The sequence below is a fragment of the Bradyrhizobium sp. LA6.1 genome (assembly GCF_040547805.1).
Taxonomy (GTDB): Bacteria; Pseudomonadota; Alphaproteobacteria; order Rhizobiales; family Xanthobacteraceae; genus Bradyrhizobium; species Bradyrhizobium barranii.
On the sequence record NZ_JBEPQK010000006.1, the window covers coordinates 88,780 to 113,314 of the forward strand.

Below are 24,535 nucleotides of genomic sequence, written 5' to 3' on the forward strand. Positions count from 1 at the left end.
CTTCGCGGAGCCCGTCATCGGGACTTCGCTTCGCGCGCCCCCGGTTGCTCGCCATGACCGCAACCTAAGGCCTGATCGTCATGTTCTCCGGCGGCCCCGCCTTCCGCAGCGGCTCGGCCAGCCTCGCGAACTCGCACAGCAGCGACCGCGTCTTCCGGGGATCGATGATCTCCTCGACCCAGAATTTTTCGGCGGAGCGGAACGGCGAACGCAGCTTGTTGAGACGTTCCTGGATCTCCTTGAGCTTGCCCGCCTTGTCCTCGGCCGCATCGATGTCGGCACGGTAGGCGGCTTCGATGCCGCCTTCGAGCGGCAGCGAGCCCCAATAGGCTGACGGCCAGGCGTAGCGGATCGAGAAGCGGTCGGCGGGCTGATGCACCACGCCGGCGACACCGAAGGCGTTGCGCAGGATCACGGTGCACCAGGGCACGGTGGTCTGGTTGACCGCGGCCATGGCGCGGACGCCGTGGCGGATGGTGGCGGCCTTCTCGGCATCGAGGCCGATCATGAAGCCCGGGCAGTCCATGAGATAGACGATCGGCAGATGAAACGTTTCCGCGAAGTCGACCCAGCGCACCACCTTCTGGCACGCATCCGCAGTCCACGAGCCGCCATAGTGAAAGCTGTCGCTCGCAAGCACCATCACCGCCCTGCCCTCGAGCCGGGCGAGACCGACGATGATTGGCTTGCCGAAATTCTTGGCGACCTCGAAGAACGAGCCCTTGTCGACGACCTGCTCGACGATCGGCCGCATCTTGTAGACCTGCTTGCGGTTGCGCGGCACCGCATTCATCAGGGCTTCTTCGGTGCGCTCCGGATTGTCGGTGCAGGGCAAGGTCGGCGGCAGTTCGTAGACCGATGACGGCAGATAAGAGAGGAAACGTCGCGCGCAGGCGAACGCCTCTTCTTCCGTATCGACGGCGTGATCGACCGCGCCGGCGCGAGTCTGGATGTCGGCGCCGCCAAGCTCCTCCTTCGAGAGGTCCTGCCCGAGCGCCTTCACCACCGGCGGCCCCGCGACGAACATCGCGGACTTCCTGGTCATGATGGAATAGTGGCTGGCGGCAAGGCGCGCCGCGCCAAGGCCCGCGACCGAGCCGAGACCGAGCGCGACGACCGGCACGCGCGACAAATTCTCCGTCGTGAAGCGATACCAGCGCGTGCCGCCGATGCCGCCCGGCAGATTGGCCGCGCCCTTGGTCTCGATGGTCTTGACCGAGCCGCCGCCGCCGGAGCCCTCAATGATGCGGACGATGGGCAGACGGAAGTCGTGCGCCATCTCCTCCGCCATCAACGGCTTGGCCGAGATCGACGCATCGGCCGAGCCGCCGCGGACGGTGAAATCGTCGCCGACCACGACGACCGTGCGGCCTTCGACGCGCGCGCGGCCGAACACGCAGTTCGCCGGCGTCAATTTCTGCAACTCGCCGCTGGAATCGTACTCACCGATGCCGGAGACGGCACCGATCTCGTGAAAGGTGCCGCTGTCGATCAGTCTGTCGATACGCTCCCGAACAGTCAGTCGGCCCTGGTCATGCTGACGCTTGACCTTGTCAACGCCGCCCATCTCCCGCGCGAAGGCTTCGCGCCGGGCGAGCTCGTCGAGTTCCGGCTTCCAGTTCATTCACTCCCTCCGAATTGATCGGCTTGTTATTGTTATGCACGGCCATTGCGACCGGTTTGCGCGAGAGGCGGTTGTTGAAGACATCACCTTCGGCGCCCTCCATCAGGCTTCCGAGCGAGCGGCCGAGCGCGACCATCAACGGCGCGACTTCCGCATGCAGACGCTGCTCGTCATACATCGACGACAACAGCCCGATCGTGATGACGACGAAGGTCTGGTATTGCGGCGACCAGATCGGCACCGCGAGGCCGTTGATGTGCGGGCTCCACAGGCCGCAGGCCGTGACATAACCGCGCTCGAGCAACGACTGCCTGTTGGCCTCGATGCGGGGCCGCAGGATCTTTGCAGCTTCGGGCGCTTCCCGTTCCATGTCCGTAATGAAGGCATCGCCGACTTCAGGCGAAAGCGCCGCGGTGTAGGCCGCGCCCGCGGCCGTCGAGGCCATCGAGATGCGGCTGCCGGTGCCCTCATGCAGACCGAGCGCAGTCGCCGAGCGCGCGAACTGGAGATAGACCAGATGGAAGCGATCGGGGACGACGAAGCCGACAGTGCCTGGCAATTGCTCGGCGACTTCCTGCAGCCGCTGCCGGATCATGCTGCGCAGCTGCGCGCCCTTCATCATCGAGGCGCTCATCGCCACCGCGCTCGGGCCGATGCGATATTTCTGGTCGCGCGGCAGGTACACGAGTTGCCCCATCCGCGTCAGCGTGTGCGTGAGCCGCGACACCGTCGAGCGCGGCAGGCCGCAGCGATTTGAAATCTCGAGATTGCCGAGTCGGGCCTCATGGCCCTCGAAGCATCGCAACACGTCGAACGCGCGCGACACCACCTGGATGACATCACCCTCGCCGGCATCGCCAGCGAGCGCACCTTGCCTGCTTAACCGCTCCGATCGTCGTCCCATGTTCCCTACCGTTCGTTCCGCTCTGCGGAATTAAATTCCACTTGCAGACGACGCTACCTCAGGCATTTTGCAACGACAACAAAAAGGCGATGGCATGCCAGAAATTAAGATCGTCACGGAGGTCGCGGGTCGCATCTGCGCAACTCCCGTGCAAGTTGGAGGAACCGTTGCGGATGGCGATGACGTTGTAGTCGTCGAAGCCATGAAGATGGAGATACCTGTGCCCTCGCCCGCGAGCGGCACGATCAAATCGCTGCTCGTCAAGCTCGACGATGTCGTCGCCGAAGGACAGGCGATCGCGATCGTCGCGAACTGACTGCATTATCCGTGGCTTCCGCGACAATCTGTCTGCCTCATCGCCGCGTTCGCGGTACGGCGTTGCCATCGCCTGATCGCGATGACATGATCCGTTTCAAACAAAAAACTGTTTCAAACAAAGAATGAAACTCTTCGCGGCAAACGCGAGGATCATTGGAGGGAAAAATGCTTCGTGAGCTGACCATGCTCGCGCCTGCCTTGGTTGCGGGCATTTCTTTTGCGTCTACAAGCTATGCAATCGCCGAAGACATCAAGCTGCCGGCGACATTGACGTTCACCGCCTATGACACCGGCACCGCCGGCTTCAACATCGCGGTCGGCGTCGGCAAGATGATGAAGGACAAATACGGCACCGATGTGCGCGTGCTGCCCGCAGGCAACGACGTCGCGCGGCTTGCACCATTGCGCGCCAAGCGCGCGGCGTCATCGGCGATGGGATCGGGTACCTATTTCGCGCAGGAAGGCGTGTTCGAGTTCGGCTCGAAGGAATGGGGCCCGCAGCCGCTCCAGATCATGCTCTCGAGCGTCGATTGCAATTGCGGTTCGCTTGGGGTCGCAGCCGATAGCGGCGTGAAAGATCTGAAAGACCTGAAAGGCAAGCGCGTCGGCTTCGTCGTCGGCTCGCCCGCGCTGAACCAGAACTCGCTCGCGGTGCTCGCCTTCGCAGGCCTGACGCAGAAGGATGTCAAGGTCGTCGAGTTCGCGAGCTACGGCGCGATGTGGAAGGGCCTGATCAACAACGACACCGACGCCGCCTTCGGCACCACCATCACCGGCCCCGCCAAGGAAGCCGAGACCTCGCCGCGCGGTCTGGTCTGGCCGCCGCTGCCCGCCAAGGACAAGGAAGGCTGGGCGCGGATGCAGAAGGTCGGCTCGTTCTTCTTCCCGCAGACGGCAACCTGCGGCGCCGGCATCACGCTGGACAAGCCGATCGAGCTCGGCAACTACCCCTATCCGATCTTCGTCGCCTATGCCTCGCAACCGGCAGACCAGGTCTATGCGATGACCAAGGCGATGATCGTCAGCTACGACGCCTACAAGGACTCCGCGCCCGGCGCCGGCGGGCTCGCCGCCGACCGGCAGACCAAGAACTGGGTGGTGCCCGTGCATCCCGGCGCGGTGAAGGCCTTGAAAGAAGCCGGGCAATGGTCTGACGCGCAGGACGCCCACAACAACAAGCTGTTCAAGCGACAGGAAGTGCTTGGCGCGGCGTGGGCGGATTACGGCAAGTCCAATCCGCCGTCGGACGAAAAGGCCTTCCTCGAGGGCTGGATGAAGGCGCGCGCCACGGCGCTGGCCAAGGCCGACATGCCGAACGGGTTTGACTGACCGTCAAGCTGCCTGCCGCAGAACTGTTTTAGGAGAGCGCCGATGTCAGAGACTGCGGCAGCGCCGGCGACGAAGGTTGAGTTCGCAGATCCGCATCTCGGCGCCGCCGCCGACTTGCAGGAAGCCGAGGTCACGCGCGTCCGCACATTGAAGGGCGCGTGGCGCTGGGTGCTGATGGCGGCCACCGCAGCCACTATTCTGTTGTGTGTGAACCAGCAATTCTCGCTGCGGTTCTTCATCGACTACACCCAGCTCAACACCGAATATTTCTACCTGCTGATCGCGTTGATGCTCCCGTTCACCTTCCTGATCTTTCCGGGATCGGAGAAGGCGCCGCTCGACCGCATCCCCTGGTATGACCTGCTGCTGTTCGCCGCGACCTTCGGCTCGGCGATCTGGCTGATGCTCAACATCCGCAAGGCCGCGCAATTCGGCTGGGAGTTCGATGGCGCGCCTGGCAACGTCATCGCCGCCGGGCTCGTGATGTGGTTCGTGCTGATGGAGGCGCTGCGGCGCACCGGCGGCTGGAGCCTGCTGCTCAGCGTGCTGCCCTTCACGCTCTATCCGCTGTTTGCGGACTCTTCCTGGCTCGGGCCGTTCCGCGGCACGCAGTCGACGCTGCAGCAGACCACGTCCTATCACATGCTCTCCGGTGAGAGCCTGCTCGGCATTCCCATCCAGGCCTTTGCCGACACCGTGATCGGCTTCCTCGTCTTCGGCACCGCGCTGATGATGACGGGCGCGGGCAAATTCTTCATCAACATCGCCTTCGCGATGTGCGGCACCTTCCGCGGCGGCGCGGCAAAGGTCTGCGTGTTTGCCTCCGGCCTGCTCGGCACCGTCGGCGGCAGCATCGTCTCCAACGTGCTGACGGCGGGCACGATGACGATCCCTGCGATGAAGAAGACGGGGTTCACGCCGTCCTATTCCGGCGCGATCGAGGCCTGCGCTTCGACCGGCGCCGTGCTGGCCCCGCCCGTGCTGGGCGCCACCGCCTTCGTCATGGCGCAGTTCATGAACACGGGCTATGCCGACGTCGCGCTCGCCGCGACCATCCCCTCGATCCTCTATTATGTCGGCCTGTTCGCGCAGGTCGACGCCTATGCCGCCCGCCACAAGCTGAAGGGCCTGCCACGCGCCGAGCTGCCGCGCTTCTGGGACGCTTTCAAGGAGGGCTGGTATTATCTCTTCGTGATTGTCGTGCTCGTGGTCATGCTGCTGTATTTCAAGCGCGAGAGCCACGCGCCGTTCTACGCCTCCGTGCTGCTCGTGATCCTGCATCAATGGTCCGGGCCGGCGCGCTGGAGGCTCGGCAATACGCTGGTGCTCGCCGGTTCGATCGCGGCAACGGCTGCGATGTTCTGGTTCGGCGTGCTCAACGCCGCGCTGTGGGGCATGTGCCTGCTGGCAGCACTGAACGAATTCTTCCCCGGCAAGAACTGGGGCGGCGCGCGCTGGCTGCATTTCCTCGAACTCAACGGCAAGACCTTCGTCGAGCTGATCGCGATCCTCGCCGGCTGTGGCCTGCTGATCGGCGCCTTCTCGCTCACCGGCGTGATCTCGAGCCTCGCCAACGACCTGCTCAGTATCGCCGGGGGCGATGCCTTCCTGCTGCTGATCATGTGCGCCATCACCAGCCTGATCCTCGGGCTCGGGCTGACCACGACCTCCTGCTACATCTTCCTGGCCATTCTGGTGGCGCCGGCGCTGGAGAAGCTCGGGCTCAACAAGATGGCGGTGCACATGTTCATCTTCTACTGGGGCATGCTGTCCTCGATCACGCCGCCGGTGGCGATCGCCTCCTTCGCGGCGGCCGGCATTGCCGGCGCTCCCGCGATGAAGACGGGCTGGGAGAGCATGTGGGTGGGCAGCATCATCTATTTCATCCCGTTCTTCTTCGTGCTCAATCCGGCGCTGCTGCTTCAGGGCAGCAACCCGTATCTGGAGGCATTCGGGCTGACCGGACTTGCCTGCTTCGGCATCGTCTTCATCTGCGGCGGCATCCAGGGCTACCAGGCTTTTGTCGGCGACCTTCGCGGCGCGGGCCTGATGGAGTGGCCTTTGCGGGTGCTGCTGGTGATCGGCGGTTTTGTCGTGGCCACCCCGGGCGGCGGGATCATGCCGCTGTCGCAGATGCAGGTCACGCTGCTGGGCCTCGCGATCCTCGTGCCCACGGTTTTGATCGCCCTGCTGCTGGTCCGGCGGCAGGCCGTGGTGCCGGACGGGTTGCGCGTGCCCTGATTGCGTTGCACAAAGACAGGCGATGACAACGCACTCGCCTGCCGCCTCCGCCTGGACCCGCTCGAAGCCGCCCTTGCTGCGGTTTCTGGGCAATTGTCTCAACGAATTCTCGGCCGAGACCTCCGGCGCCGTCGCCGACTACATCCCCGAGCTGAGCAAGGCCGACCCTGCCCATTTTGGCATCAGCCTCGCGACGCTGGACGGCCATGTCTACGAGGTCGGCGACAGCCGGGTGCCCTTCACCATCCAGTCGATGTCGAAGCCCTTCGTGTTCGCGCTGGCCCTGGACCTCCTGGGCGCCGGCCGCGTCGAGAGCGCGATCGGCGTCGAGCCCTCGGGCGATCCCTTCAACTCGATCCGGCTCAATTCCGACAACCATCCGTTCAACCCGATGGTCAATGCCGGCGCGATCGCCTGCACCGGGCTGATCTATGACAACAAGGGCACGGAAGCCTTCGAGCAGATCCGGCTTGCGCTCAGCCGCTTTGCGGGGCGCGATCTCGCGGTGGACGAGGCCGTTTACAGCTCGGAGAGCCAGACCGGCGACCGCAACCGCGCCATCGGCTACCTCCTCAAGACCAATGCGGTGATCTCGGACAATGTCGCCGGCGTGCTCGACGTCTATTTCCGGCAATGCGCGGTGCTGGTCACGGCGCGCGACATCGCGGTGATGGCGGCGACGCTCGCCAATCGCGGCGTCAATCCCGTGACGGGCGAGCAGGTGCTGACGCCCTACGCGATCTCGCGGACGCTCTCGGTGATGACGTCGTCGGGCATGTACGACTACGCCGGCGAATGGATCTACCGGATCGGCATCCCCGCCAAGAGCGGCGTCGGCGGCGGCATCCTGGCCGCACTCCCTGCCCGCCTCGGCCTCGGCAGCTATTCGCCGAAGCTCGACAAGCACGGCAACAGCGTGCGCGGCATCAAGGTCTGCGAGGCGCTGTCCTCGCATTACGACCTGCACATGCTCAACCGCAGCGACGACGCCCGCAACGCCGTCATCGCCGACTACGACATCGGCAAGAGCCCGTCGCGGCGCGTGCGCCGGCCGCAGGAGCGCGAGATTCTGGCCGGGCATGAGCAGGAGGTGCGGGTCATCGAGCTGGTCGGCACGCTGTCGCTGTCGGCGGTCGACTATGTCTCGCGCAGGCTGGCCGGACAGCCGCGGCCGCAAATCGTGATCTTCGATCTCCACCGCGTCACCTCCACCACCCGCGCCGGGGCGCGGCTCGTGGCCGAGGCGTTCGAGGAGCTGGCAGCGCTGAACGTGACCGTCGTACTGTCGGGGGTCAGGCGTGCGTCGAAGGAATGGGACAGCCTGCGGGAATGGACGGCGGAGCTGAAGAACGTCCGCGACTTCTATTTGCTCGACACCGCGATCGAATGGGCGGAAGACCAGATCGTCTACCGCTACGGCGGCTCGATCGATTTCCACGAGACCACCGAGCTTGCCGAGCAGCCGCTGCTATCAGGCATGAGCGAGGAAGAGCTGACCGACCTCGCCTCGATCTGCACGATCCGGACCTTTCCATCCGGGGCAAAGATCATCACGACCGGCGACCCCGCCGATTTCCTGTTCTTCCTGCGCAGCGGCGCCGTACATGTCACCCTGCCCGACGGCGTGCGGCTGGCGACGCTGACCGCCGGCATGGCCTTCGGCGAGATGGCGCTGCTGGAGCCGACGCGTTCGGCCGATGTTTTCGCGGACATGGCGGCGACCGCATTCGAGGTGCCGCTGAAGGATTTCGAGCGCTTCCGCAAGCAGCACCCGCGCGCTTCCGAGCGCATCATGCGCAATCTGGCGCAGCTGCTCGCCGACCGCCTGATCGTCGCCAATGCCAAGGTCGACATTCTGACGTCGACGTGAGCGCGCTGATCCGGGTCAGCGGCTCGCGGCTTCGCTCAGTCGCCGCTTGATCTTGGCAGCGCTGGCCTTGAGCAATTCGGACGGCTGCTGGCCGGTCGCGGCGCACAGGCAGGCCCAGTAATAGATGACATCGCCGAGCTCATCGACGAGGCCCGCCTTGTCGAGCCAGTCATCGCGCAGCAGCTTCTTGATGTGGTCGGCGACCTCGCCGGATTCGCCGGCGAGGCCGAGCCCGAGATAGGACAGCCGCTCGTTGGACGGATGCTCATCGACTTTCGCAATGCTCGCGGCCCAGACCGCGTATTCATCGATCGTCATCGGCAAACCTCGCCACAGTTTTTGGATCAGCCCACCACTTCCGTGACGGGCTGGAGGTCGATTTCAAAAGTCTCCAGAAATTTCGAGGTCATGATGTAGAAGCCGACCGAGAGCTGGAGCTCGACCAGCGCGGCCGGTGTCAGCTTCGACGCGATCGCCTTGAACGTCGCATCCGTCGGCTTCTTCAGCTTCACGATCTCGTCGGTGAAGGCGAGTGCGGCGCGCTGCACCTCGTTGAAGCAGGTCGCGGCCTGCCAGTTCTCCAGCGCCTCGTTCTGCTCGTCGGTGACGCCGACATTCTTGCCGATGCGCTTGTGCGCGACGATCTCATACGGCGCCTCGCACAAAATCCCGGTGCGGGTGATCGCGAGCTCGCGCACGATGGGATCGAGCTCGCCCTTGTGGCGGATGGCTCCGCCGAGCCGGCAGTACTGCTCAAAGTAGCTCGGCGAGTGCGCCATCATGCGGAAGATGTTGGCGTTGCGGTTCTTGTCGAGAATTTCGCGGGTGCGGTCGGACGCCTTGAACGGGTCGCTGTAGTTGATGCGGGCCATGATTTACCTGAAGATTTCCTTGACGATTTCCTTGGGCCTTTGATGCTTTTTGTCGTTAGCGGCGAGAGTCCCACGAAACTGTATTCTGGCGTGACCGCAACAGCAACATCATCGAGTCAAAATGCCGCCGCATTGCTGATCGACCTTGGGACAGTCGATATTCGCCGTGTGGGGACAAATCACGGTGAATACTCGCAAGGGGTGTTCCGAGTAAAAAACAATTGACCGTCGGGTGCGCTAGCCGCGCAACGATGAGTCACGCCCAAGTCTAGGGAGAAAAAGGCATGAAGGAAGCCACCAAGGGGGCGGCCTCGGGAGCGCTCGCGCATATGCTGGCGGTGACGGCGATGCTCGTCATCGCCAGCATATTGTTCTACGGGCGTTAGCAAGAGTTGCGTAGAGTGTTTTCGTCATTCCGGGGTGGCTCTCGCACAAGCCAGGCTCAGAATCCCGTTCCAGGCTCGGTCCCTCGGACCGCCCCCGAATGACGGATCCTACTATTTCCTTTTGCTGAAAAACGGCACGAGCTTGCCGGCAAACGTCGGGAAGCTCGCAGTGACCTCATCGCCGATAGCTAGATTCGTCTCGCCGTGCGCCATCATGCGAAATCCCTCTGCGCAATCGACCAGCAGGATGTTGTAGGGCAAGTGCGCCCGGGTCTCGGGCGTGGCGGCGCGGCAGACCAGCGAAGTCGCATAGACGCTGCCCTTGCCGCAGGCGCGCGCATCGCGCGGATCGGGCGCGCCGCAGGCCGCGCAGAAGGCGCGATGGAAATACTGCGCATGGCCGCATGCGCCGCAGGTCTGAAAGGTGATGGCCTGCTCACCCTTGGTCCAGTCCGCGATTCGTTCGCTCATCGCACGCGCTCCAGAAACATGCTCACGTGGGACGACAGCACGCCGCCGTCGCCGTGCAGCAGCGCGATCGATGCGTCGCGCACCTGGCGGCTAGCCGCCCGCCCCGTCATCTGCAAATGCGCCTCGACCAGATGCGCCATCGCGCCGCCGACGCCGCAATGGCCATAGCTGAGCAGGCCGCCATGGGTGTTGAGCGGCATCGCGCCGTCGCGGCTGAAATGGCCTGATCGCACGCGCGCAGCCGCCTCGCCGCGGCCGGCGAGGCCGAGGTCTTCCAGCAGCATGGCGAGCGTGATCGTAAAGCTGTCGTAGATCGCGGCGTAGCGCACGTCGGAGATCGCAAGGCCGGTGGCCTCCTTGGCGCGGGCGATGGAGATTTCAGCACCGAGCTCGCTGAGCGCGGGCGCGGCCGTCACGTGCTGATGGGTATGCGCCTGGGCGCAGCCGCGGATGCGCACGCCGGCCTCGCCGGTCCGCTCACGGCTGATGACGAAAGCCGCGCCGCCGTCCGACACCGGGCAGCAGTCCAGCAGCTTGAGCGGCATTGCCACCGGCTTCGAGGCGATGACATCGGCGACCGTGATGGGATCGTGGAATTGCGCGCCGGGATGGGTGCAGGCGTGCGCGCGCATCAGCACCGCGAATTCGGCGAGATCCTCTTCCGTCACGCCGTATTCGTGCATGTAGCGGGTGGCGACCAGGCCGTAATAGGCGGGAATGGTCGGGCCGAGCGGCACCTCGTAGTCGGGATGCCCGACCTGCGCCAAAGCCTGGATCGAAGCGTCGCGGCTTTGGCCAGTGAGGCGGTTCTCGCCAGCAACGACGAGGACGTTGCGCGCGACGCCCGCCTCGACGAGGTGATGGGCCAGCATGGTCATAGCAAGGCCCGTCGCGCCGCCGACCTGCACGGCGTGCGCGTAAGACGGACGGATGCCAAAATGCTCGGCGAAGACGGTGGCCAGCATGATGTGGGGCGAGACGGTCGAGTAGCCGCAGAGGATGCCGTCGATGTCGGCGCGCTTGAAACCGGCATCGTCGAGTGCGGCTTGCGCCGCCTTGCTCATCAGGTCGAGCGAGGACGAGCCTTCGTGCTTGCCGAAAGGTGTGAGGCCGACGCCGGTGATGAAGCTCATGATGCCCCTCCCTGCTCCGGCGGCGAACGCGTGACGCCATCGCGGACCATCGCGTCGATCTCGTCCGCGGAATAGCCGATCTCACGCAGGATCTCCGCGCCATGCTCGTTGAGCCGCGGCGCCAGCCTTGCCGGCTCGGCCTCGGTCTCCGACCAACTGGCCGTCACCTTCATGCTGCGGATCGGGCCTTCGGTCGGATGGTTCACGACCGGGAAGAAGCCGGTGGCTTCCAGATGCTCATCGTGCAGGATCGACGCGAGGTCGTGCATCGGCATCACGGGCACGTCGGCCTTGGTCAGCAAATCGATCCATTCGGCCGTGGTGCGCGTCTCGAAGATGCGCGCGAGCTCGGCATAGACGACGTCGATATTGGCGGCACGGCCGGCGAAGGTCGCGAATTTGGGGTCGGCACGCAGATCGTCGCGGCTCGTTGCCTTGAAGAAGTTCTCCCACTGCTTGTCGTTGTAGACGATGACGCTGAGATAGCCGTCCGAGGTCTTGTAGGGCCGGCGGTCGCGCGAGAGGTGGCGGGCGTAGCCGCCCTTGTCGAGCGGCGGCTCGTAGGTGAGCCCGCCCATGTGGTCGCCCATGACGAAGCCGGCCATGGTCTCGAACATCGGGATGTCGACGCGCTGGCCGCGGCCGGTGCGATCCCGATGCACGAGGCTGGCACAGATCGCGCCGACCGCAGTGAGACCGACGATGCGGTCGACCAGCGCATTGGGCACATAGCGCGGCACGCCGTCACCGGTCTGCGCCATCAAGGCGGGGAGCGCGGTCGCGCCCTGGATCAAATCGTCGTAGGCGGGCTTGGCGGCATATGGCCCGTCCTGGCCGAAGCCGAACACCCCGGCATAGACGAGGCGCGGATTGATTGCGGAGACGACGTCGTAGCCGAGCTGAAGCCGCGCCATCGCCTGCGGGCGGACATTGTAGACGAGAACGTCGGCGTCCTTCAGCAGCCGCAGCACGGCATCGCGGCCAGCGGGCTTCTTCAGGTCGAGGCAGATCGAGCGCTTGCTGCGGTTGGTATTGAGGAACACCGGGCCCATGCCGGCATGGCGCATCGGGCCGATCAGGCGAGTGACGTCGCCGTCGAGCGATTCCACCTTGATCACGTCGGCACCGTAGTCGCCGAGCATCTGGGTCGCATAGGGACCCATCAGCACGGTGGTCATATCCACGACCTTGATGCCCTTCAGCGGCCCCATCCGTTCGCTCCCGATTGCGCGGGCTCAACCTGGCCCTGCGATTTCGGTCCAGCTAAGGGCAGCGACGCCGCGCGCGCAAGGGCGGCCGGGGTATGGCCGCATGCGCGGTGCCGCGGCCGCTATTTCTTCTGGCGGGATTCGCGGATCTTGATGAGACGGTCGAGCTCATCGTTCTGCTGGTTGATCCGGTCGGCGATCCGCGACTCGTTCTGCTCGCCGGAGGCGGCCGCGGCCTGCTCGATGAGCTGCCGGATATTGTCCTCGAGGATCGCGATGCGATCGTTGAGTGCGTCTATCGACAGCGAGTCTTCGTAGTCATTGCCCATGATGCATTCCCTGCCAATCAATGAAGAGCCGCAGGATGGGCAAAGCGTAGCGTGCCCACCATGATCTAGCGCAACAAAAAGGTGGGCACGGCGCAAACGCGCCTTTGCCCACCCTACGAGAACTTACTTCAGCGGCTCCAGCACGGAAACGTAATTCGCGACCGCTGCGCCGCCCATGTTGAAGATGCCGCCAAGCTTGGCGTTCTTGAGCTGCATGCCCTCGGGCGCCTGGCCAGCGAGCTGCATCGCGGTCATCACGTGCATGGAGACGCCGGTGGCGCCGATCGGGTGGCCCTTGGCCTTCAGGCCGCCGGACGGATTGACCGGCAGCTTGCCATCCTTGAGGGTCCAGCCTTCCTTGATGGCGCGGGCACCCTGCCCCTTCGGCGTCAGGCCCATCGCTTCGTACTCGATCAGCTCGGCGACGGTGAAGCAGTCATGGGTCTCGACGAAGGAGAGATCGGTGAGCGCAACGCCCGCCTTCTCCAGCGCGCGCTGCCAGGCGACCGTGCAGCCCTCGAACTGGAGGATGTCGCGCTTGGACATCGGCAGGAAGTCCTGGGCGTGCGCGGTGGCGCGGAAGCCGATCGACTTGCTCATGCCCTTGGCGGTCTCGGCATCGGCCAGCACCAGCGCCGCGGCGCCGTCGGAGACCAGCGAGCAGTCGGTACGCTTCAGGGGACCCGCGACATAGGGGTTCTTCTCGCTCTCGGCGCGGCAGAACTCGAAGCCAAAATCCTTGCGCATCTGGGCGAAGGGATTGGCGACGCCGTTCTTGTGGTTCTTGGCCGCGATCAGCGCCAGAGCATCGGACTGGTCACCGTATTTCTGGAAATAGGAGCTGGCGATCTTGCCGAACACGCCGGCGAAGCCGCCGACGGTGTCGCCGTCCTCCGGCAGATAGGATGCCTTGAGCAGGTTCTTGCCGATCTCAGGCCCGGGGGTGCGGGTCATCTGCTCGACCCCGACGACGAGCACGATCCTGGCCGCGCCTGCGTCGATCGCACGCAGGCCCTGATGGACCGCGGCGGAGCCGGTGGCGCAGGCGTTCTCGACGCGGGTCGTCGGCTTGAAGCGCAGCTTCGGGTCGGCCTGGAGCACCAGCGAGGCGGTAAAATCCTGCGGCGAGAAGCCGGCGTTGAAATGGCCGAGCACGATCTCGTCGACGTCGGACGCGGAAATGCCGGCATCGGCCATCGCCTCGTTGGCCACGCGGGTGACGAGGCTTTCGACGGTCTCGGTGTCGAACTTGCCGAACGGCGTATGCGCCCATCCGACGATGCTGGCGGTCATGGTCATCTCCCTGGGGTCTCTTACTGACCTAAGTCTTAGCCCACCAACCGCAAGACTTCACGTGGCTTTCAGGGCCTTGAGGGTGCGCTGGCAGATGGCAGTTATGCCGGCCCAGTTCCCGGCCTTGATCTCCGCCGACGGGCATAGCCAGGAACCGCCGACCGCGACCACGTTGGGCTCGGCAAGCCAGGTTGCCGCATTGGCCTCGCCCACACCGCCGGTCGGGCAAAACCGCACGTTCGGGAACGGGCCGCCCAGCGCGCGCAGGCCCTTGATGCCGCCGGCCTGCTCGGCCGGGAAGAATTTTGCGACGTCGAGGCCGTACGACAGCGCCAGCATCAGTTCGGACGCCGTGGCAATGCCCGGCGCGAACGGCAAGGAGCTGTCGGCGGCGACCTTCAGGAGATCGGGGGTCAGGCCCGGGCTGATGCCGAACGCGACGCCGAGCTTCTCGACGCGGACGAAATCGGCCGGATTGAGGATCGTGCCGATGCCGACGACCGCCTCGGGCACCTCGGCCATCATCGCCCTCGCCGCCTCGATCGCAACGGGGGTGCGCATGGTCACCTCCAGCGTGCGGACGCCGCCGGCCACCAGCGCTTTCGCCAGCGGCACGGCATCCTGGATCCGCTCGATGGTGAGGACAGGAATGACGGTCGCGGCCTTGAACAGCGCGACGAGGTGGTTCTGTTGGGCAGTCGTGGTCATCTTGGCTTTCGTTTCACTTGGTCGCTTGACGCGTGGTCGCCGGCCGGTGCCGCTTCTTCGGCGGCATGGCATAGCCCGGAATGATGGCGCCGGCATAGCAGATCACGAGGCTGGCGAGGCGGTGCCCGGCCTGGGCCGCCTCGACCGGATCGGAGCCGCCGAGCCGGGCCGCGATATAGGCCGCGGCAAAGCTGTCGCCCGCCGCTGTGGTGTCGACGACCGGGTTTGTCATGGGCTCGGCGCGGACTTCGCTGGTGCCGCCGGGAAAGCGCAGCAGGCTGACGGGCTCGGCGAGACGGAACACCAGCTCGGGCGTGGGAATGCGCGCCATCAACTGCTCGTGGCTTTCGCCGGGATAGAGCGCGAGCAGATCCTCGGTCGAGGTCAGCACGATGTCGGCGGTCGCAAACGCCGTGGCAAAGACCTCGCGGGCGACATCGCGGTCCGGCCATCCCCGCGCGCGGAAATTGGTGTCGAACACGAAGCGGGTGCCGAGCAGGCGCGCCCGCTTGATCGCCGCGAACAGGCGCTCGCGCCCGGCCGCATCGTAGATCGAGAGCGTAATCGCGGAGAGATAGACGATGTCGTAGCTCATCAGCGAGTTGAGCAGCTCGTCCGTCTCCGGCAGGCTCATCAATTGGCGCGCCGCCGCACTGTCGCGCCAGTGGAAGAACTGGCGCTCGCCCTTCGCATCCGTCTGGATCATGTAGAGGCCAGGCAGCTTGCCCGGCAGCCGGGAGACGCGGCGGGTCCCGACGCCCTCCGCATTCCAGGCCGCGATCATCTCGTCGCTCAGGGCATCGTCGCCGAGTGCGGTGAGATAGTCGACCTTGACCTCGAGCCGCGCCAGATACACCGCCGTGTTGAGGGTGTCGCCACCGAAGCCGCGCGAATACAGGCCGCCGCCCTGGCCATGCCCGCTGGACTGTCCAGCGGACTGTCCACCGTGGGCCTGCCGGAGCTCGACCATGCATTCACCGATGCAAGCAACGCTCGCCATCGTCATATCCACGCTGTTCATCAGTTCGATCAGGCGACGAAGTTGCCGCCGAGCTCGTCTTCGATGTGAATGCGGATGATGTCGTCAAAAGTCTTTTCTTCGGTGGTGAAGCCGAGCTCGCGCGCCCGCTTCGCCTCGAAATTGCGCGGCCAGCCGCCGACGATGCCGACGATGAACGGATCCAGCTCATGCTTGATGCGCGCGGCGACCTTGTCGCCCGCAACACGACGGAGGGCTGCGATCTGCTCACCGACGGTGGCCGAGAAGCCGGGCATGGTCAGGTTGCGGCGCGGACCGACCTTGGCGAGGTCCATGGTGCCGGCATGGAGCAGGAAGCCGACGGCGGAACGCGGCGTGGCGTGCCAGTGGCGGACATCCTCGGAGACCGGGAGCACCGCTTCCTTGCCGGCCAGCGGCTCGCGCAGGATGTTGGAGAAGAAGCCCGATGCCGCCTTGTTAGGCAGGCCGGGCCGGATGCAGATGGTCGGCAGACGGATGCCGATGCCGTCGAGGAAGCCGCGGCGCGAATAGTCGGCGAGCAGCAATTCACCGATCGCCTTCTGGGTGCCGTAGCTGAGCAGCGGGGTGTGGAAGAATTCGTCGCCGATCGCATCCGGGAACGGGGCGCCGAACACCGCGATTGACGAGGTGAAGACCACGCGCGGCTTGTAGCCGCCGCCGACGAGCCTGACGGCATCGAGCAGCATCCGCGTGCCGTCGAGATTGATGCGGTAGCCCTTGTCGAAATCGAGCTCGGCTTCGCCGGAGACGATCGCGGCGAGATGGAAGATCACGTCGGGGCGGCCGGCGATCAGCTTCTCGGCTGCGCCCGGCACGGCGAAATCGCCTGACACGGTCTCGACGGGGAAACCGGCCTTTTCCGGCTTCTTGGGCTCGACCACGTCGTGCATGGTCAGCTTGGTGATGTCGCTCTTGCCGAGCCGGCCGTCGCGCAACAGCCGTTCACACAATTTACGGCCGACCATGCCGGCGGCGCCCAGAACCAGAATGTGCAAGAGCCTACTCCTTCTTATTGGCCGGAGCGCGCCGCTCCTGACACGTTCTCCTGGCACGCTCTCAAGGCAGGCCCCGCGATCATTCCTTCACGGCGCCGGTCATCGCCGACACATAGTACTCCACGAAGAAGGAATAAAGGATAACTACGGGGACCGAGCCGATCAGGGCCGCCGCCATCAGCGCGCCCCAATGGTAGACGTCGCCGCTGACGAGCTCGGTGATGGCGCCGACGGGGATGGTCTTGTTCTCCGACGAGGAGATGAAGGTCAGCGCGTAGATGAACTCGTTCCAGGACAACGTGAAGGCGAAGATGCCGGCCGAGATCACCCCCGGGAGCGACAGCGGCAGCGTGATCTTGACCAGGATCTGGAGCCGCGTCGCCCCGTCGATCAGGGCGCATTCCTCCAGCTCGTAGGGAATGGTGCGGAAATAGCCCATCAGGAGCCAGGTGCAGAACGGGATCAGGAAGGTCGGATAGGTCAGGATCAGCGCCAGATTGCCATCGAACAGGCCGAGCTGGAACACGATCGCCGCCAGCGGAATGAACAGGATCGAGGGCGGCACGAGATAGCCGAGGAAGATCGCAAGGCCGACATAGCGCGAGCCCTTGTAGCGGAGACGTTCGATCGCGTAGGCGGCGCAGACGCTGGCGAACAGCGAGATGAAGGTGGAGGACACCGAGACGATCACGGTGTTCCACATCCAGAGCGGATAGTCGGTTTCGACCAACAGCTTCTTGATGTGCTCAATGGTCGGATTCACGATCCAGAACGGATTGTACTTCTCGTAATCGTACATCTCCGCGTCCGGCTTGAACGTCGCGACCGCCATCCAATAGAAAGGGAACAGCAGGAAGAAGATGATCAGGCCGAGCGGAAAGTAGACCCGCAAGAACTTCCGCGGGAAGCTCTCGAGATAATCCATTCCGACGCTTTGGTCGTCTGCGGTGCTCATGGTCAGTCCCTCCCGCCCTGCTGCCAGCGGGAGCGCTGAAGCCCGAAGAAGCTGAGCAGGATCGCTGCGACCAGGAACGGGATCATCGCGTTCGAGATCGCTGCGCCCTCCCCGAGATTGCCGCCGGTGATGGCGCGCTGGAACGAAAGCGTCGCCATCAGATGCGTGGCATTGATCGGCCCGCCCCGCGTGATGGTGTAGATCAGCTGGAAGTCGGTGAACGTCATCAGCACCGAGAATGTCATCACGACCGCGATGATCGGCGACAGCATCGGCAGCGTGATGTGGCGGAAGCGCTGCATGTTGGTGGCGCCATCGAGATTGGCGGCCTCGTAGAGCGAGGGCGAAATCGTCTGCAATCCCGCCAGCAGCGTGATCGCCACGAAGGGCACGCCACGCCAGATGTTGGCGGCGACGACCGACAAGCGCGCATTCCAGGGATCGCCGAGGAAGTCGATGTAGCGCGTGATCAGGCCGGCCTTGATCAGTACCCAGGAGATGATCGAGAACTGGCTGTCATAGATCCACCAGAACGCGATCGCGGACAGCACCGTCGGTACCACGAAGGGCAGCAGCACGATGGCGCGGATCATCGACTTGAACGGCAGCCGCTCGTTGAGCAGCAGCGCGAGGTAAAGGCCGATGGCGAATTTCACGATGCTCGCGGTGAACGTATAGAAGATGGTGTTGAAGACCGAGAGCCAGAACACCGAATCCTTGGAGAGCGAGACGAAGTTCGCAAAGCCGATATAGCGCCCGGCCCCGCCGATCTTGGTGTCAGTCATGCCGAGCCAGAAGCCCAGTGCCAGCGGATAAGCCAGAAACAGGATGAGGATCGCGATCGCCGGCACCATGAACATCGCGCCGAGCCAATTCCGGCTCTCGAATGCTCTGGTCCAGAGGCTGGCGCGCTTGACCTGCGCGACAGCGGACTCGGCCATGACTGCCATGTCGGATTCCCCTCGGGAGAAAAGTCACGGCGTCCGGCGAACCGGACGCCGCGCGGATTGGCGTTGATCAGACCTGGTAGTAGCGCTTGGCGCGCTCGGCGGCGCGCGCCGCCGCCTGCTTCGGCGTCGCCGAGCCGGAGGCTGCTTCCGCGAACATGTCGACGACGACGAAGTCGCCCATCACCGCGGCGGAGGCATAGCCGAGATCGCCGGCAAAGCCGTTGTCGCGGCAGCGCTTCAGGCAGTCGCGATACGGGGTGATCTTCGGATCCGACGTCCACACCGGGTTGTCGTTGTAGGCCGGCAGCGGCGGCGACACGTAGCCGTTGGAAGCGACCTCCCAGGCGTCGTAGTTCTCCTTGTCCATCATGAACTTGATGAATTCCTTGACCGCCTTGGGATACTTCGAGTGCTTGTAGCCGTAGTAGACCAGCACGTTCTGCTGCTCGGTCGACACGCCCACGGGGCCGATCGGCATCGGCGCGTGGTTCATGTCCTTGGCGATCTCCTGCTGCTTCGCATCGGTAGAGTTCTTGCCGACGGTCCAGATCGAGATGCCGTTCAGCGTCAGGCTGAGTTCGCCGTTCAGGAACGCCTTGTTGTTGTTCGAGTCATTCCACGACAGCACGCCCGGGATGAAGGTCTCGTAGAGCTGCTTAACGTATTCGAGCGCGGCGATGGTCTCCGGGGAGTCGATCACGACCTCGTTCTTGTCGTTGACGACCTTGCCGCCGAACGCCCAGAGCGCCCACTGGCACCAGCCATTGGCATCGCCCGTGGCATGGCCAAGCGCGAAGCCGGCCGGCGTGTTGTTCTTCTTCAACGCCTGGCAGAGCTTGAGGAAGCCGGCGGTGTCCTTGGGGAATTCCTCGAAGCCCGCAGCCTTCACGTGGCTGATGCGGTAGTTAAGGCAGCCGCCGGTTGCACCCTGCGGAATGGCGATCCAGCTGTTGCCCTTCTTGCCGTAACGTTCGGCAACCGGATACCAGCCACCATACTGCGCGCCGAGATAGTCGGCGACATCGGTCATGTCGATCAGCTTTTCCGGGAATTTGTGGGGATCGTCGAGCGTGCCGATGATGAGGTCGGGGCCGGCGCCGACATTGGCGGCCACCGCGGCCTTGGGGCGGATGTCTTCCCAGCTCTCGGCCTCGAGCTTGATCTTGACGCCGGTCTTCTCGGAGAACTTCTTGGTCTGCTCGGCGAACTTGTCGAACTCGGCCTGGATGAACTGCTTCCAGCGCAAGACGCGGATGGACGCGTTCGGTTCGGGCGTGTTGGTCCACTCCGCGGCGCGCACCGGCACGATGCCCGGGCCGGCCAGCAACGCTGCGCCGCCCAGGCCGGCCTTAAGCACACTTCGCCTGTCGAAATTGCTCATCGTTCTCTCCCTGAATTTTATATTTGTATTTGGGTCGTTCTTGAACAGTCGTTGGGCAATCCTTCGGCGCGGCTACATGCGTTTGCCCGTCGCCTCGTCGAACAGATGAACCAGTGACGGGTCAGGCTTCAGCTTGACCTTGTCGCCCGGATTGAACTGGTGACGCTCGCGGAAGACGGCGACGACCTGCTCGCCACCCACCTTCGCGAACACCTGCGTCTCCGAGCCGGTCGGCTCGACCACGATGATCTCGGCATCGGCGCCGTCGTCCGCGATGGTGAAATGCTCGGGTCGCACACCATAGACGACAGGGCGACCGTCGGACGCCGCCGGCGCGTTCTTGAGCGGCAGCTTGACGCCGTTCGGCCCCTCGAAGGTCGCAACGCCGTTGACGCGCACATGGCCTTTCAGGAAGTTCATGGCCGGCGAGCCGATGAAGCCGGCGACGAACTGGTTGTCGGGCTTGTCGTAGAGCTCGAGCGGGGTGCCCATCTGCTCGACGATGCCGTCATGCATGACGACGATCTTGTCGGCCATGGTCATGGCCTCGATCTGGTCGTGGGTGACATAGACGGTCGTGGTCTTCAGCCGCTGGTGCAGCTCCTTGATCTCGGTGCGCATGGCGACGCGCAGCTTGGCGTCGAGGTTCGACAAGGGCTCGTCGAACAGGAACACCTGCGGATCGCGCACGATGGCGCGCCCCATCGCGACGCGCTGGCGCTGACCGCCGGAGAGCTGGCGCGGATAGCGCTCGAGCAGCGGCGACAGCGCGAGAATTTCGGCGGCGCGCTTGACGCGCTTGTTGATCTCGTCGGAACTCGCGTTCCGCAGTTTCAGCGAGAAGCCCATGTTCTCGCCGACGGTCATGTGCGGATAGAGCGCATAGTTCTGGAACACCATCGCAATATCCCGCTCCTTGGGCTGGATATTGTTGACGACGCGGTCGCCGATCGAGATCGTGCCGGAGGTGATGTTCTCGAGGCCTGCAAGCATGCGCAGAAGCGTCGACTTGCCGCAGCCGGAGGGGCCAACCAGGACGACGAACTGGCCGTCCTCGATCGGAATCGAAACGCCGTGCAGGACTTCAAAATTGCCGAACGATTTCCGCACGTCGCGGATTTGCACAGACGACATCTAGCTCCCTCCTCGAAAGTCCACGACGCCTCACGCGCCGCGACCGTCTTGTTTTTCAGACTTCACCGAACGAAGCCCGATCTTAGCGAGCGACATTGTCGGCAGTTTGTGCGGTTTTGGCAATTTGTCTTTGGTTAGTCGTTGCTGGTAGCGCTGTCAACGTTCCTTTGTTTGCCGGACCGACTGTGATAAGAGCAACTAATGGGTCGAAAACGCACCAAGTCAGGTAAAATCCGGCTGGCGGAAGTTGCCGAGCTTGCCGGCGTCAGCCCGATCACGGCGTCCCGGTTCTTCCGCAATCCGGAGGCCCTGTCGGTCGCCAAGCGGACGCGGGTCGAGAGCGCGGCCAACGAGCTCGGCTATGTGCCGAACCTGGCGGCGCGAGCGCTGGCCTCGCAGCGCACCGAAGTGATCGGCGTCTTGATCCCGTCACTGACCAACAACGTGTTTTCCGACGTGCTGCGCGGCATCTATGACGCCTCCGAAGGCAGCCGGTACTCGATCCAGTTGTCCAACACACGCTACAGTATTCTCCAGGAGGAGAAGCTGCTGCGCCTGTTTCTTGCGCAGAAGCCGGCCGGACTGATCGTCACCGGCATCGACCAGACCGCGGAATCGCGCGCGATGCTGGAGGCCGCCGACTGCCCGATCGTGCAGATCATGGAGATCGGGCCCAATCCAGTCGACATGATGATCGGCTTTTCGCACTATGATGCGGCCCGCGCGGCGATCGCCCACCTGTTCGCGCAAGGCCATCGCAAGATCGGCTTCGTCGGCGCGCGCATGGATCCGCGGGTGCAGCGGCGGCTGGACGGATATGTCTCGGCCATGAAGGACGCCGCGCTGTTCGAGCAGCGCCTGGTCGTCACGACGGCGACACCGACCTCGGTGACGCTCGGCGGCACCCTGTTCACCGATCTTTTGGCGCGCGAGCCCGATATCGACTCGGTGTTCTGCGCCAATGACGACCTCGCGCTCGGCGTGCTGTTCGAATGCCGGCGCCGGGAGATCGCGGTCCCCGAGCAGATCGCGATCGTCGGATTCAACGACCTCGAATTCATGGCCTCCGCGGTACCCACCCTCACCAGCGTGCGCACCAACCGCTACGAGATGGGCAACACGGCCGCCACCATGCTGATCGAAGCGATCGACGGACGGCGCCCCGAGCAGCCGGTGCTCGATCTCGGCTTCAAGGTGATCGAGCGGCAAAGCTCGTCGTCGCGGCGTTCGGACGACAGGCCTACCGCATCAGGCGCGGGCGCCGCGAACAAAATGATAGCGTTACCAAGTGGCCAAGACTAGTATCGCACTTGTGAGGGAATGACCCGCCAACGGGCCTTTGAACCATGGATCGCGCCGTTGGGCATCGCACCAGCCGAAGCTGAGCTCCCGACGCCAGTGCGTTTGCATTGCAGGAGAAACCAATGACAAAAAAACCAACCAATGGGCATGCGCCCGCCAGCAACGGCGCTCGCCGTCACCTCCGCTCGCAGGAATGGTTCAACAATCCGCATAATCCGGGCATGACGGCGCTCTATATGGAGCGCTACCTGAATTACGGCCTCACCCGGGCCGAGCTTCAGTCCGGCAAGCCGATCATCGGCATCGCCCAGACCGGCAACGACCTTTCCCCCTGCAACCGTCACCATATCGAGCTGGCGCACCGCGTCCGCGAAGGCATCCGCGAAGCCGGCGGCATTGCGATGGAATTCCCGACCCATCCGATCCAGGAGACCGGCAAGCGCCCGACCGCGGCGCTCGACCGCAACCTCGCCTATCTCGGCCTCGTCGAGATCCTCTACGGCTATCCGCTCGACGGCGTCGTGCTGACCACCGGCTGCGACAAGACCACGCCCGCCTGCATGATGGCGGCGGCGACCGTGAACCTGCCCGCGATCGTGCTGTCGGGCGGGCCGATGCTGAACGGCTGGCATGCCGGCGAGCGCACCGGCTCCGGCACCATCGTCTGGAAGTCGCGCGAACGGCTCGCCGCCGGCGAGATCGACTATGAGGAATTCATGGAGATCGTGGCGTCCTCGGCGCCGTCGGTCGGCCATTGCAACACCATGGGCACCGCCTCGACCATGAACGGGCTTGCCGAAGCGCTCGGCTTCTCGCTGCCGGGCTGCGCAGCGATCCCCGCCCCCTATCGCGAGCGCGGCCAGATCGCCTACGAGACCGGCAAGCGCGCCGTCGAGATGGTCTGGGAAGATCTCAAGCCGTCGGACATCCTGACCCGCAAGGCATTCGAGAACTGCATCGTGATCAACTCGGCGATCGGCGGCTCGACCAACGCGCCGATCCACATCAACGCGCTGGCGCGCCACATCGGCGTCGAGCTGTCGATCGACGACTGGCAGAAATTCGGCCACGACGTGCCGCTGCTGGTCAACATGCAGCCGGCCGGCTTCTATCTCGGCGAGGAATTCCACCGCGCCGGCGGCGTGCCGGCCGTGGTGCGCGAGCTGATGAAGCACAAGCGCATCCACGAGGACGCGGTTACCGTGAACGGCCGCGGCATCGGCGAGAACTGCGCCAATGCGCCCGCGCCCGACAATGACGTGATCCGGGCCTACGACAAGCCGCTGGTGAAGGACGCCGGCTTCCTGGTCCTGAAGGGCAATCTGTTCGATTCCGCGATCATGAAGACCAGCGTGATCTCCAAGGAATTCCGCGACCGCTATCTCAGCAACCCGAAGGACCTCAACGCCTTCGAGGGCCGCGCCATCGTGTTCGAGGGCCCGGAGGATTATCACGAGCGGATCGACGATGCCTCGCTCGACATCGACGAGAATTGCATGCTGTTCGTCCGCGGCACCGGCCCGATCGGCTACCCCGGTGGCGCCGAGGTCGTGAACATGCAGCCGCCGGCTGCGCTGATCAAACGCGGCATTCTCGCCCTGCCCTGCATCGGCGACGGCCGCCAGTCCGGCACCTCGGGCTCGCCGTCGATCCTGAACGCCTCGCCGGAAGCTGCCGCCAATGGCGGGCTCGCGATCCTCAAGACCGGCGACAAGGTGCGCATCGACCTCAACAAGGGCAGCGCCAATATTCTCATTTCGGACGACGAGGTGAAGAAGCGCCACGCCGAGCTGATGGCCAATGGCGGCTTCAAGCATCCGGCGAACCAGACGCCGTGGCAGGAGATCTACCGCAACACGGTGGGCCAGCAATCGACCGGCGCCTGCATGGAGCTCGCCACACGCTACCAGAACGTCGCCGGCACATTTGGTGTCGCCAGAGACAACCACTAACAGCCACGTCGTCATTGCGAGCGAAGCGAAGCAATCCAGAGATATCTCCAAGGAGACAGTCTGGATTGCTTCGTCGCAACAGTGCAAAATTGCTGCGCAATTTTGTCACGAGCTCCTCGCAATGACGAGCCGTTAGACAAATTCAAGCCAAGGAGAAAA

The 24,535-nt window shown here is 64.4% G+C and carries 22 protein-coding genes; 6 read left to right on the top strand and 16 right to left on the bottom strand.

The genetic code is table 11. From position 1 onward, the window contains the following. Positions 1-64: 64 nt before the first annotated feature. Both ABIB99_RS17240 and ABIB99_RS17245 read right to left on the bottom strand, forming a co-directional pair. Positions 65-1,624, bottom strand: a complete 1,560-nt coding sequence (locus ABIB99_RS17240) for an acyl-CoA carboxylase subunit beta (protein ID WP_354176765.1) — start codon at positions 1,622-1,624, stop codon at positions 65-67. After that, positions 1,554-2,528, bottom strand: a complete 975-nt coding sequence (locus tag ABIB99_RS17245) for an IclR family transcriptional regulator (RefSeq protein ID WP_354176766.1) — start codon at positions 2,526-2,528, stop codon at positions 1,554-1,556. The genes ABIB99_RS17240 and ABIB99_RS17245 overlap by 71 nt, the downstream gene beginning before the upstream one ends. A 94-nt stretch (positions 2,529-2,622) precedes the next feature. Between ABIB99_RS17245 and ABIB99_RS17250 the strand changes: the two genes are divergently transcribed. From ABIB99_RS17250 to glsA, 4 genes are all read left to right on the top strand, one after another. Next, positions 2,623-2,844: an acyl-CoA carboxylase biotin carboxyl carrier protein subunit gene (locus ABIB99_RS17250; protein WP_135214343.1), complete on the top strand. Its 222-nt coding sequence runs from the start codon at positions 2,623-2,625 to the stop codon at positions 2,842-2,844. 167 nt (positions 2,845-3,011) lie between these two features. Continuing rightward, positions 3,012-4,175, top strand: coding sequence for a TAXI family TRAP transporter solute-binding subunit (locus tag ABIB99_RS17255; protein WP_354176768.1), 1,164 nt, complete (start codon positions 3,012-3,014; stop codon positions 4,173-4,175). Positions 4,176-4,217: 42 nt separating this feature from the next. Then, a complete protein-coding gene (locus tag ABIB99_RS17260; RefSeq protein ID WP_063983840.1) occupies positions 4,218-6,416 on the top strand; it encodes a TRAP transporter permease in 2,199 nt (732 codons plus the stop codon). A gap of 22 nt (positions 6,417-6,438) precedes the next feature. Then, positions 6,439-8,286, top strand: coding sequence for a glutaminase A (gene glsA, locus ABIB99_RS17265; RefSeq protein ID WP_354176769.1), 1,848 nt, complete (start codon positions 6,439-6,441; stop codon positions 8,284-8,286). Positions 8,287-8,301: 15 nt separating this feature from the next. Here glsA and ABIB99_RS17270 read toward each other — a convergent pair whose 3' ends face one another. The 14 genes from ABIB99_RS17270 to ABIB99_RS17335 form a co-directional block, all read right to left on the bottom strand. Next, complete coding sequence (locus ABIB99_RS17270) at positions 8,302-8,604, bottom strand: nucleoside triphosphate pyrophosphohydrolase family protein (RefSeq protein ID WP_014495972.1); 303 nt, start codon at positions 8,602-8,604, stop codon at positions 8,302-8,304. 26 nt (positions 8,605-8,630) lie between these two features. Further along, complete coding sequence (locus tag ABIB99_RS17275; RefSeq protein ID WP_028146557.1) at positions 8,631-9,158, bottom strand: carboxymuconolactone decarboxylase family protein; 528 nt, start codon at positions 9,156-9,158, stop codon at positions 8,631-8,633. A gap of 497 nt (positions 9,159-9,655) precedes the next feature. Continuing rightward, positions 9,656-10,015, bottom strand: a complete 360-nt coding sequence (locus ABIB99_RS17280; RefSeq protein WP_063983842.1) for a Zn-ribbon domain-containing OB-fold protein — start codon at positions 10,013-10,015, stop codon at positions 9,656-9,658. Then, entirely contained in the window at positions 10,012-11,148 is a 1,137-nt protein-coding gene (locus ABIB99_RS17285) for a thiolase family protein (RefSeq protein ID WP_063983843.1), read from the bottom strand. Before ABIB99_RS17285 ends, ABIB99_RS17280 begins: the two co-directional genes overlap by 4 nt. Continuing rightward, on the bottom strand, positions 11,145-12,359 hold the full coding sequence (locus tag ABIB99_RS17290) for a CaiB/BaiF CoA transferase family protein (protein WP_085401985.1): 1,215 nt from the start codon (positions 12,357-12,359) through the stop codon (positions 11,145-11,147). Before ABIB99_RS17290 ends, ABIB99_RS17285 begins: the two co-directional genes overlap by 4 nt. Before the next feature lie 119 nt (positions 12,360-12,478). Next, positions 12,479-12,685, bottom strand: coding sequence for a hypothetical protein (locus tag ABIB99_RS17295; protein ID WP_014495977.1), 207 nt, complete (start codon positions 12,683-12,685; stop codon positions 12,479-12,481). Between the two features lie 123 nt (positions 12,686-12,808). Then, positions 12,809-13,978, bottom strand: coding sequence for an acetyl-CoA acetyltransferase (locus ABIB99_RS17300; RefSeq protein ID WP_063983845.1), 1,170 nt, complete (start codon positions 13,976-13,978; stop codon positions 12,809-12,811). Between the two features lie 57 nt (positions 13,979-14,035). Continuing rightward, a complete protein-coding gene (eda, locus tag ABIB99_RS17305; RefSeq protein WP_354176773.1) occupies positions 14,036-14,686 on the bottom strand; it encodes a bifunctional 4-hydroxy-2-oxoglutarate aldolase/2-dehydro-3-deoxy-phosphogluconate aldolase in 651 nt (216 codons plus the stop codon). A 13-nt stretch (positions 14,687-14,699) separates the two neighbouring features. Beyond that, on the bottom strand, positions 14,700-15,686 hold the full coding sequence (locus tag ABIB99_RS17310; RefSeq protein ID WP_354176775.1) for a sugar kinase: 987 nt from the start codon (positions 15,684-15,686) through the stop codon (positions 14,700-14,702). Positions 15,687-15,715: 29 nt separating this feature from the next. After that, positions 15,716-16,702 (bottom strand): D-erythronate dehydrogenase, encoded by a 987-nt coding sequence (gene denD, locus ABIB99_RS17315; protein WP_166352496.1) that lies wholly within the window; start codon positions 16,700-16,702, stop codon positions 15,716-15,718. A 79-nt stretch (positions 16,703-16,781) separates the two neighbouring features. Further along, positions 16,782-17,657: a carbohydrate ABC transporter permease gene (locus tag ABIB99_RS17320; protein ID WP_014495982.1), complete on the bottom strand. Its 876-nt coding sequence runs from the start codon at positions 17,655-17,657 to the stop codon at positions 16,782-16,784. A 2-nt stretch (positions 17,658-17,659) separates the two neighbouring features. Then, the gene (locus tag ABIB99_RS17325) at positions 17,660-18,607 is read right to left on the bottom strand and encodes a carbohydrate ABC transporter permease (protein ID WP_063983847.1); all 948 of its coding nucleotides are present in this window, start codon (positions 18,605-18,607) and stop codon (positions 17,660-17,662) included. Positions 18,608-18,674: 67 nt separating this feature from the next. Beyond that, the gene (locus ABIB99_RS17330) at positions 18,675-19,988 is read right to left on the bottom strand and encodes an ABC transporter substrate-binding protein (protein ID WP_071914934.1); all 1,314 of its coding nucleotides are present in this window, start codon (positions 19,986-19,988) and stop codon (positions 18,675-18,677) included. 72 nt (positions 19,989-20,060) lie between these two features. Beyond that, positions 20,061-21,122, bottom strand: a complete 1,062-nt coding sequence (locus ABIB99_RS17335) for an ABC transporter ATP-binding protein (protein WP_063983849.1) — start codon at positions 21,120-21,122, stop codon at positions 20,061-20,063. Positions 21,123-21,323: 201 nt separating this feature from the next. Here ABIB99_RS17335 and gntR point away from each other — a divergent pair, with 201 nt between their 5' ends. Further along, positions 21,324-22,424, top strand: a complete 1,101-nt coding sequence (gntR, locus tag ABIB99_RS17340; RefSeq protein WP_354176777.1) for an HTH-type transcriptional regulator GntR — start codon at positions 21,324-21,326, stop codon at positions 22,422-22,424. 122 nt (positions 22,425-22,546) lie between these two features. After that, positions 22,547-24,376 carry an IlvD/Edd family dehydratase gene (locus tag ABIB99_RS17345; protein WP_028146570.1) on the top strand — a complete coding sequence of 610 codons (1,830 nt, stop codon included), beginning with the start codon at positions 22,547-22,549 and terminating at the stop codon, positions 24,374-24,376. Positions 24,377-24,535: the final 159 nt, after the last annotated feature.

Coding starts and splice junctions, on each gene's coding strand:
- glsA (WP_354176769.1), top strand. CDS start 6,439: ATGACAACGCACTCGCCTGCCGCCTCCGCCTGGACCCGCTCGAAGCCG.
- ABIB99_RS17330 (WP_071914934.1), bottom strand. CDS start 19,988: ATGAGCAATTTCGACAGGCGAAGTGTGCTTAAGGCCGGCCTGGGCGGC.
- ABIB99_RS17325 (WP_063983847.1), bottom strand. CDS start 18,607: ATGGCAGTCATGGCCGAGTCCGCTGTCGCGCAGGTCAAGCGCGCCAGC.
- ABIB99_RS17270 (WP_014495972.1), bottom strand. CDS start 8,604: ATGACGATCGATGAATACGCGGTCTGGGCCGCGAGCATTGCGAAAGTC.
- ABIB99_RS17260 (WP_063983840.1), top strand. CDS start 4,218: ATGTCAGAGACTGCGGCAGCGCCGGCGACGAAGGTTGAGTTCGCAGAT.
- ABIB99_RS17295 (WP_014495977.1), bottom strand. CDS start 12,685: ATGGGCAATGACTACGAAGACTCGCTGTCGATAGACGCACTCAACGAT.
- ABIB99_RS17245 (WP_354176766.1), bottom strand. CDS start 2,528: ATGGGACGACGATCGGAGCGGTTAAGCAGGCAAGGTGCGCTCGCTGGC.
- ABIB99_RS17255 (WP_354176768.1), top strand. CDS start 3,012: ATGCTTCGTGAGCTGACCATGCTCGCGCCTGCCTTGGTTGCGGGCATT.
- ABIB99_RS17345 (WP_028146570.1), top strand. CDS start 22,547: ATGACAAAAAAACCAACCAATGGGCATGCGCCCGCCAGCAACGGCGCT.
- ABIB99_RS17335 (WP_063983849.1), bottom strand. CDS start 21,122: ATGTCGTCTGTGCAAATCCGCGACGTGCGGAAATCGTTCGGCAATTTT.
- ABIB99_RS17290 (WP_085401985.1), bottom strand. CDS start 12,359: ATGGGGCCGCTGAAGGGCATCAAGGTCGTGGATATGACCACCGTGCTG.
- ABIB99_RS17320 (WP_014495982.1), bottom strand. CDS start 17,657: ATGAGCACCGCAGACGACCAAAGCGTCGGAATGGATTATCTCGAGAGC.
- ABIB99_RS17280 (WP_063983842.1), bottom strand. CDS start 10,015: ATGAGCGAACGAATCGCGGACTGGACCAAGGGTGAGCAGGCCATCACC.
- ABIB99_RS17300 (WP_063983845.1), bottom strand. CDS start 13,978: ATGACCGCCAGCATCGTCGGATGGGCGCATACGCCGTTCGGCAAGTTC.
- ABIB99_RS17240 (WP_354176765.1), bottom strand. CDS start 1,624: ATGAACTGGAAGCCGGAACTCGACGAGCTCGCCCGGCGCGAAGCCTTC.
- gntR (WP_354176777.1), top strand. CDS start 21,324: ATGGGTCGAAAACGCACCAAGTCAGGTAAAATCCGGCTGGCGGAAGTT.
- ABIB99_RS17310 (WP_354176775.1), bottom strand. CDS start 15,686: ATGGCGAGCGTTGCTTGCATCGGTGAATGCATGGTCGAGCTCCGGCAG.
- ABIB99_RS17275 (WP_028146557.1), bottom strand. CDS start 9,158: ATGGCCCGCATCAACTACAGCGACCCGTTCAAGGCGTCCGACCGCACC.
- ABIB99_RS17285 (WP_063983843.1), bottom strand. CDS start 11,148: ATGAGCTTCATCACCGGCGTCGGCCTCACACCTTTCGGCAAGCACGAA.
- eda (WP_354176773.1), bottom strand. CDS start 14,686: ATGACCACGACTGCCCAACAGAACCACCTCGTCGCGCTGTTCAAGGCC.
- ABIB99_RS17250 (WP_135214343.1), top strand. CDS start 2,623: ATGCCAGAAATTAAGATCGTCACGGAGGTCGCGGGTCGCATCTGCGCA.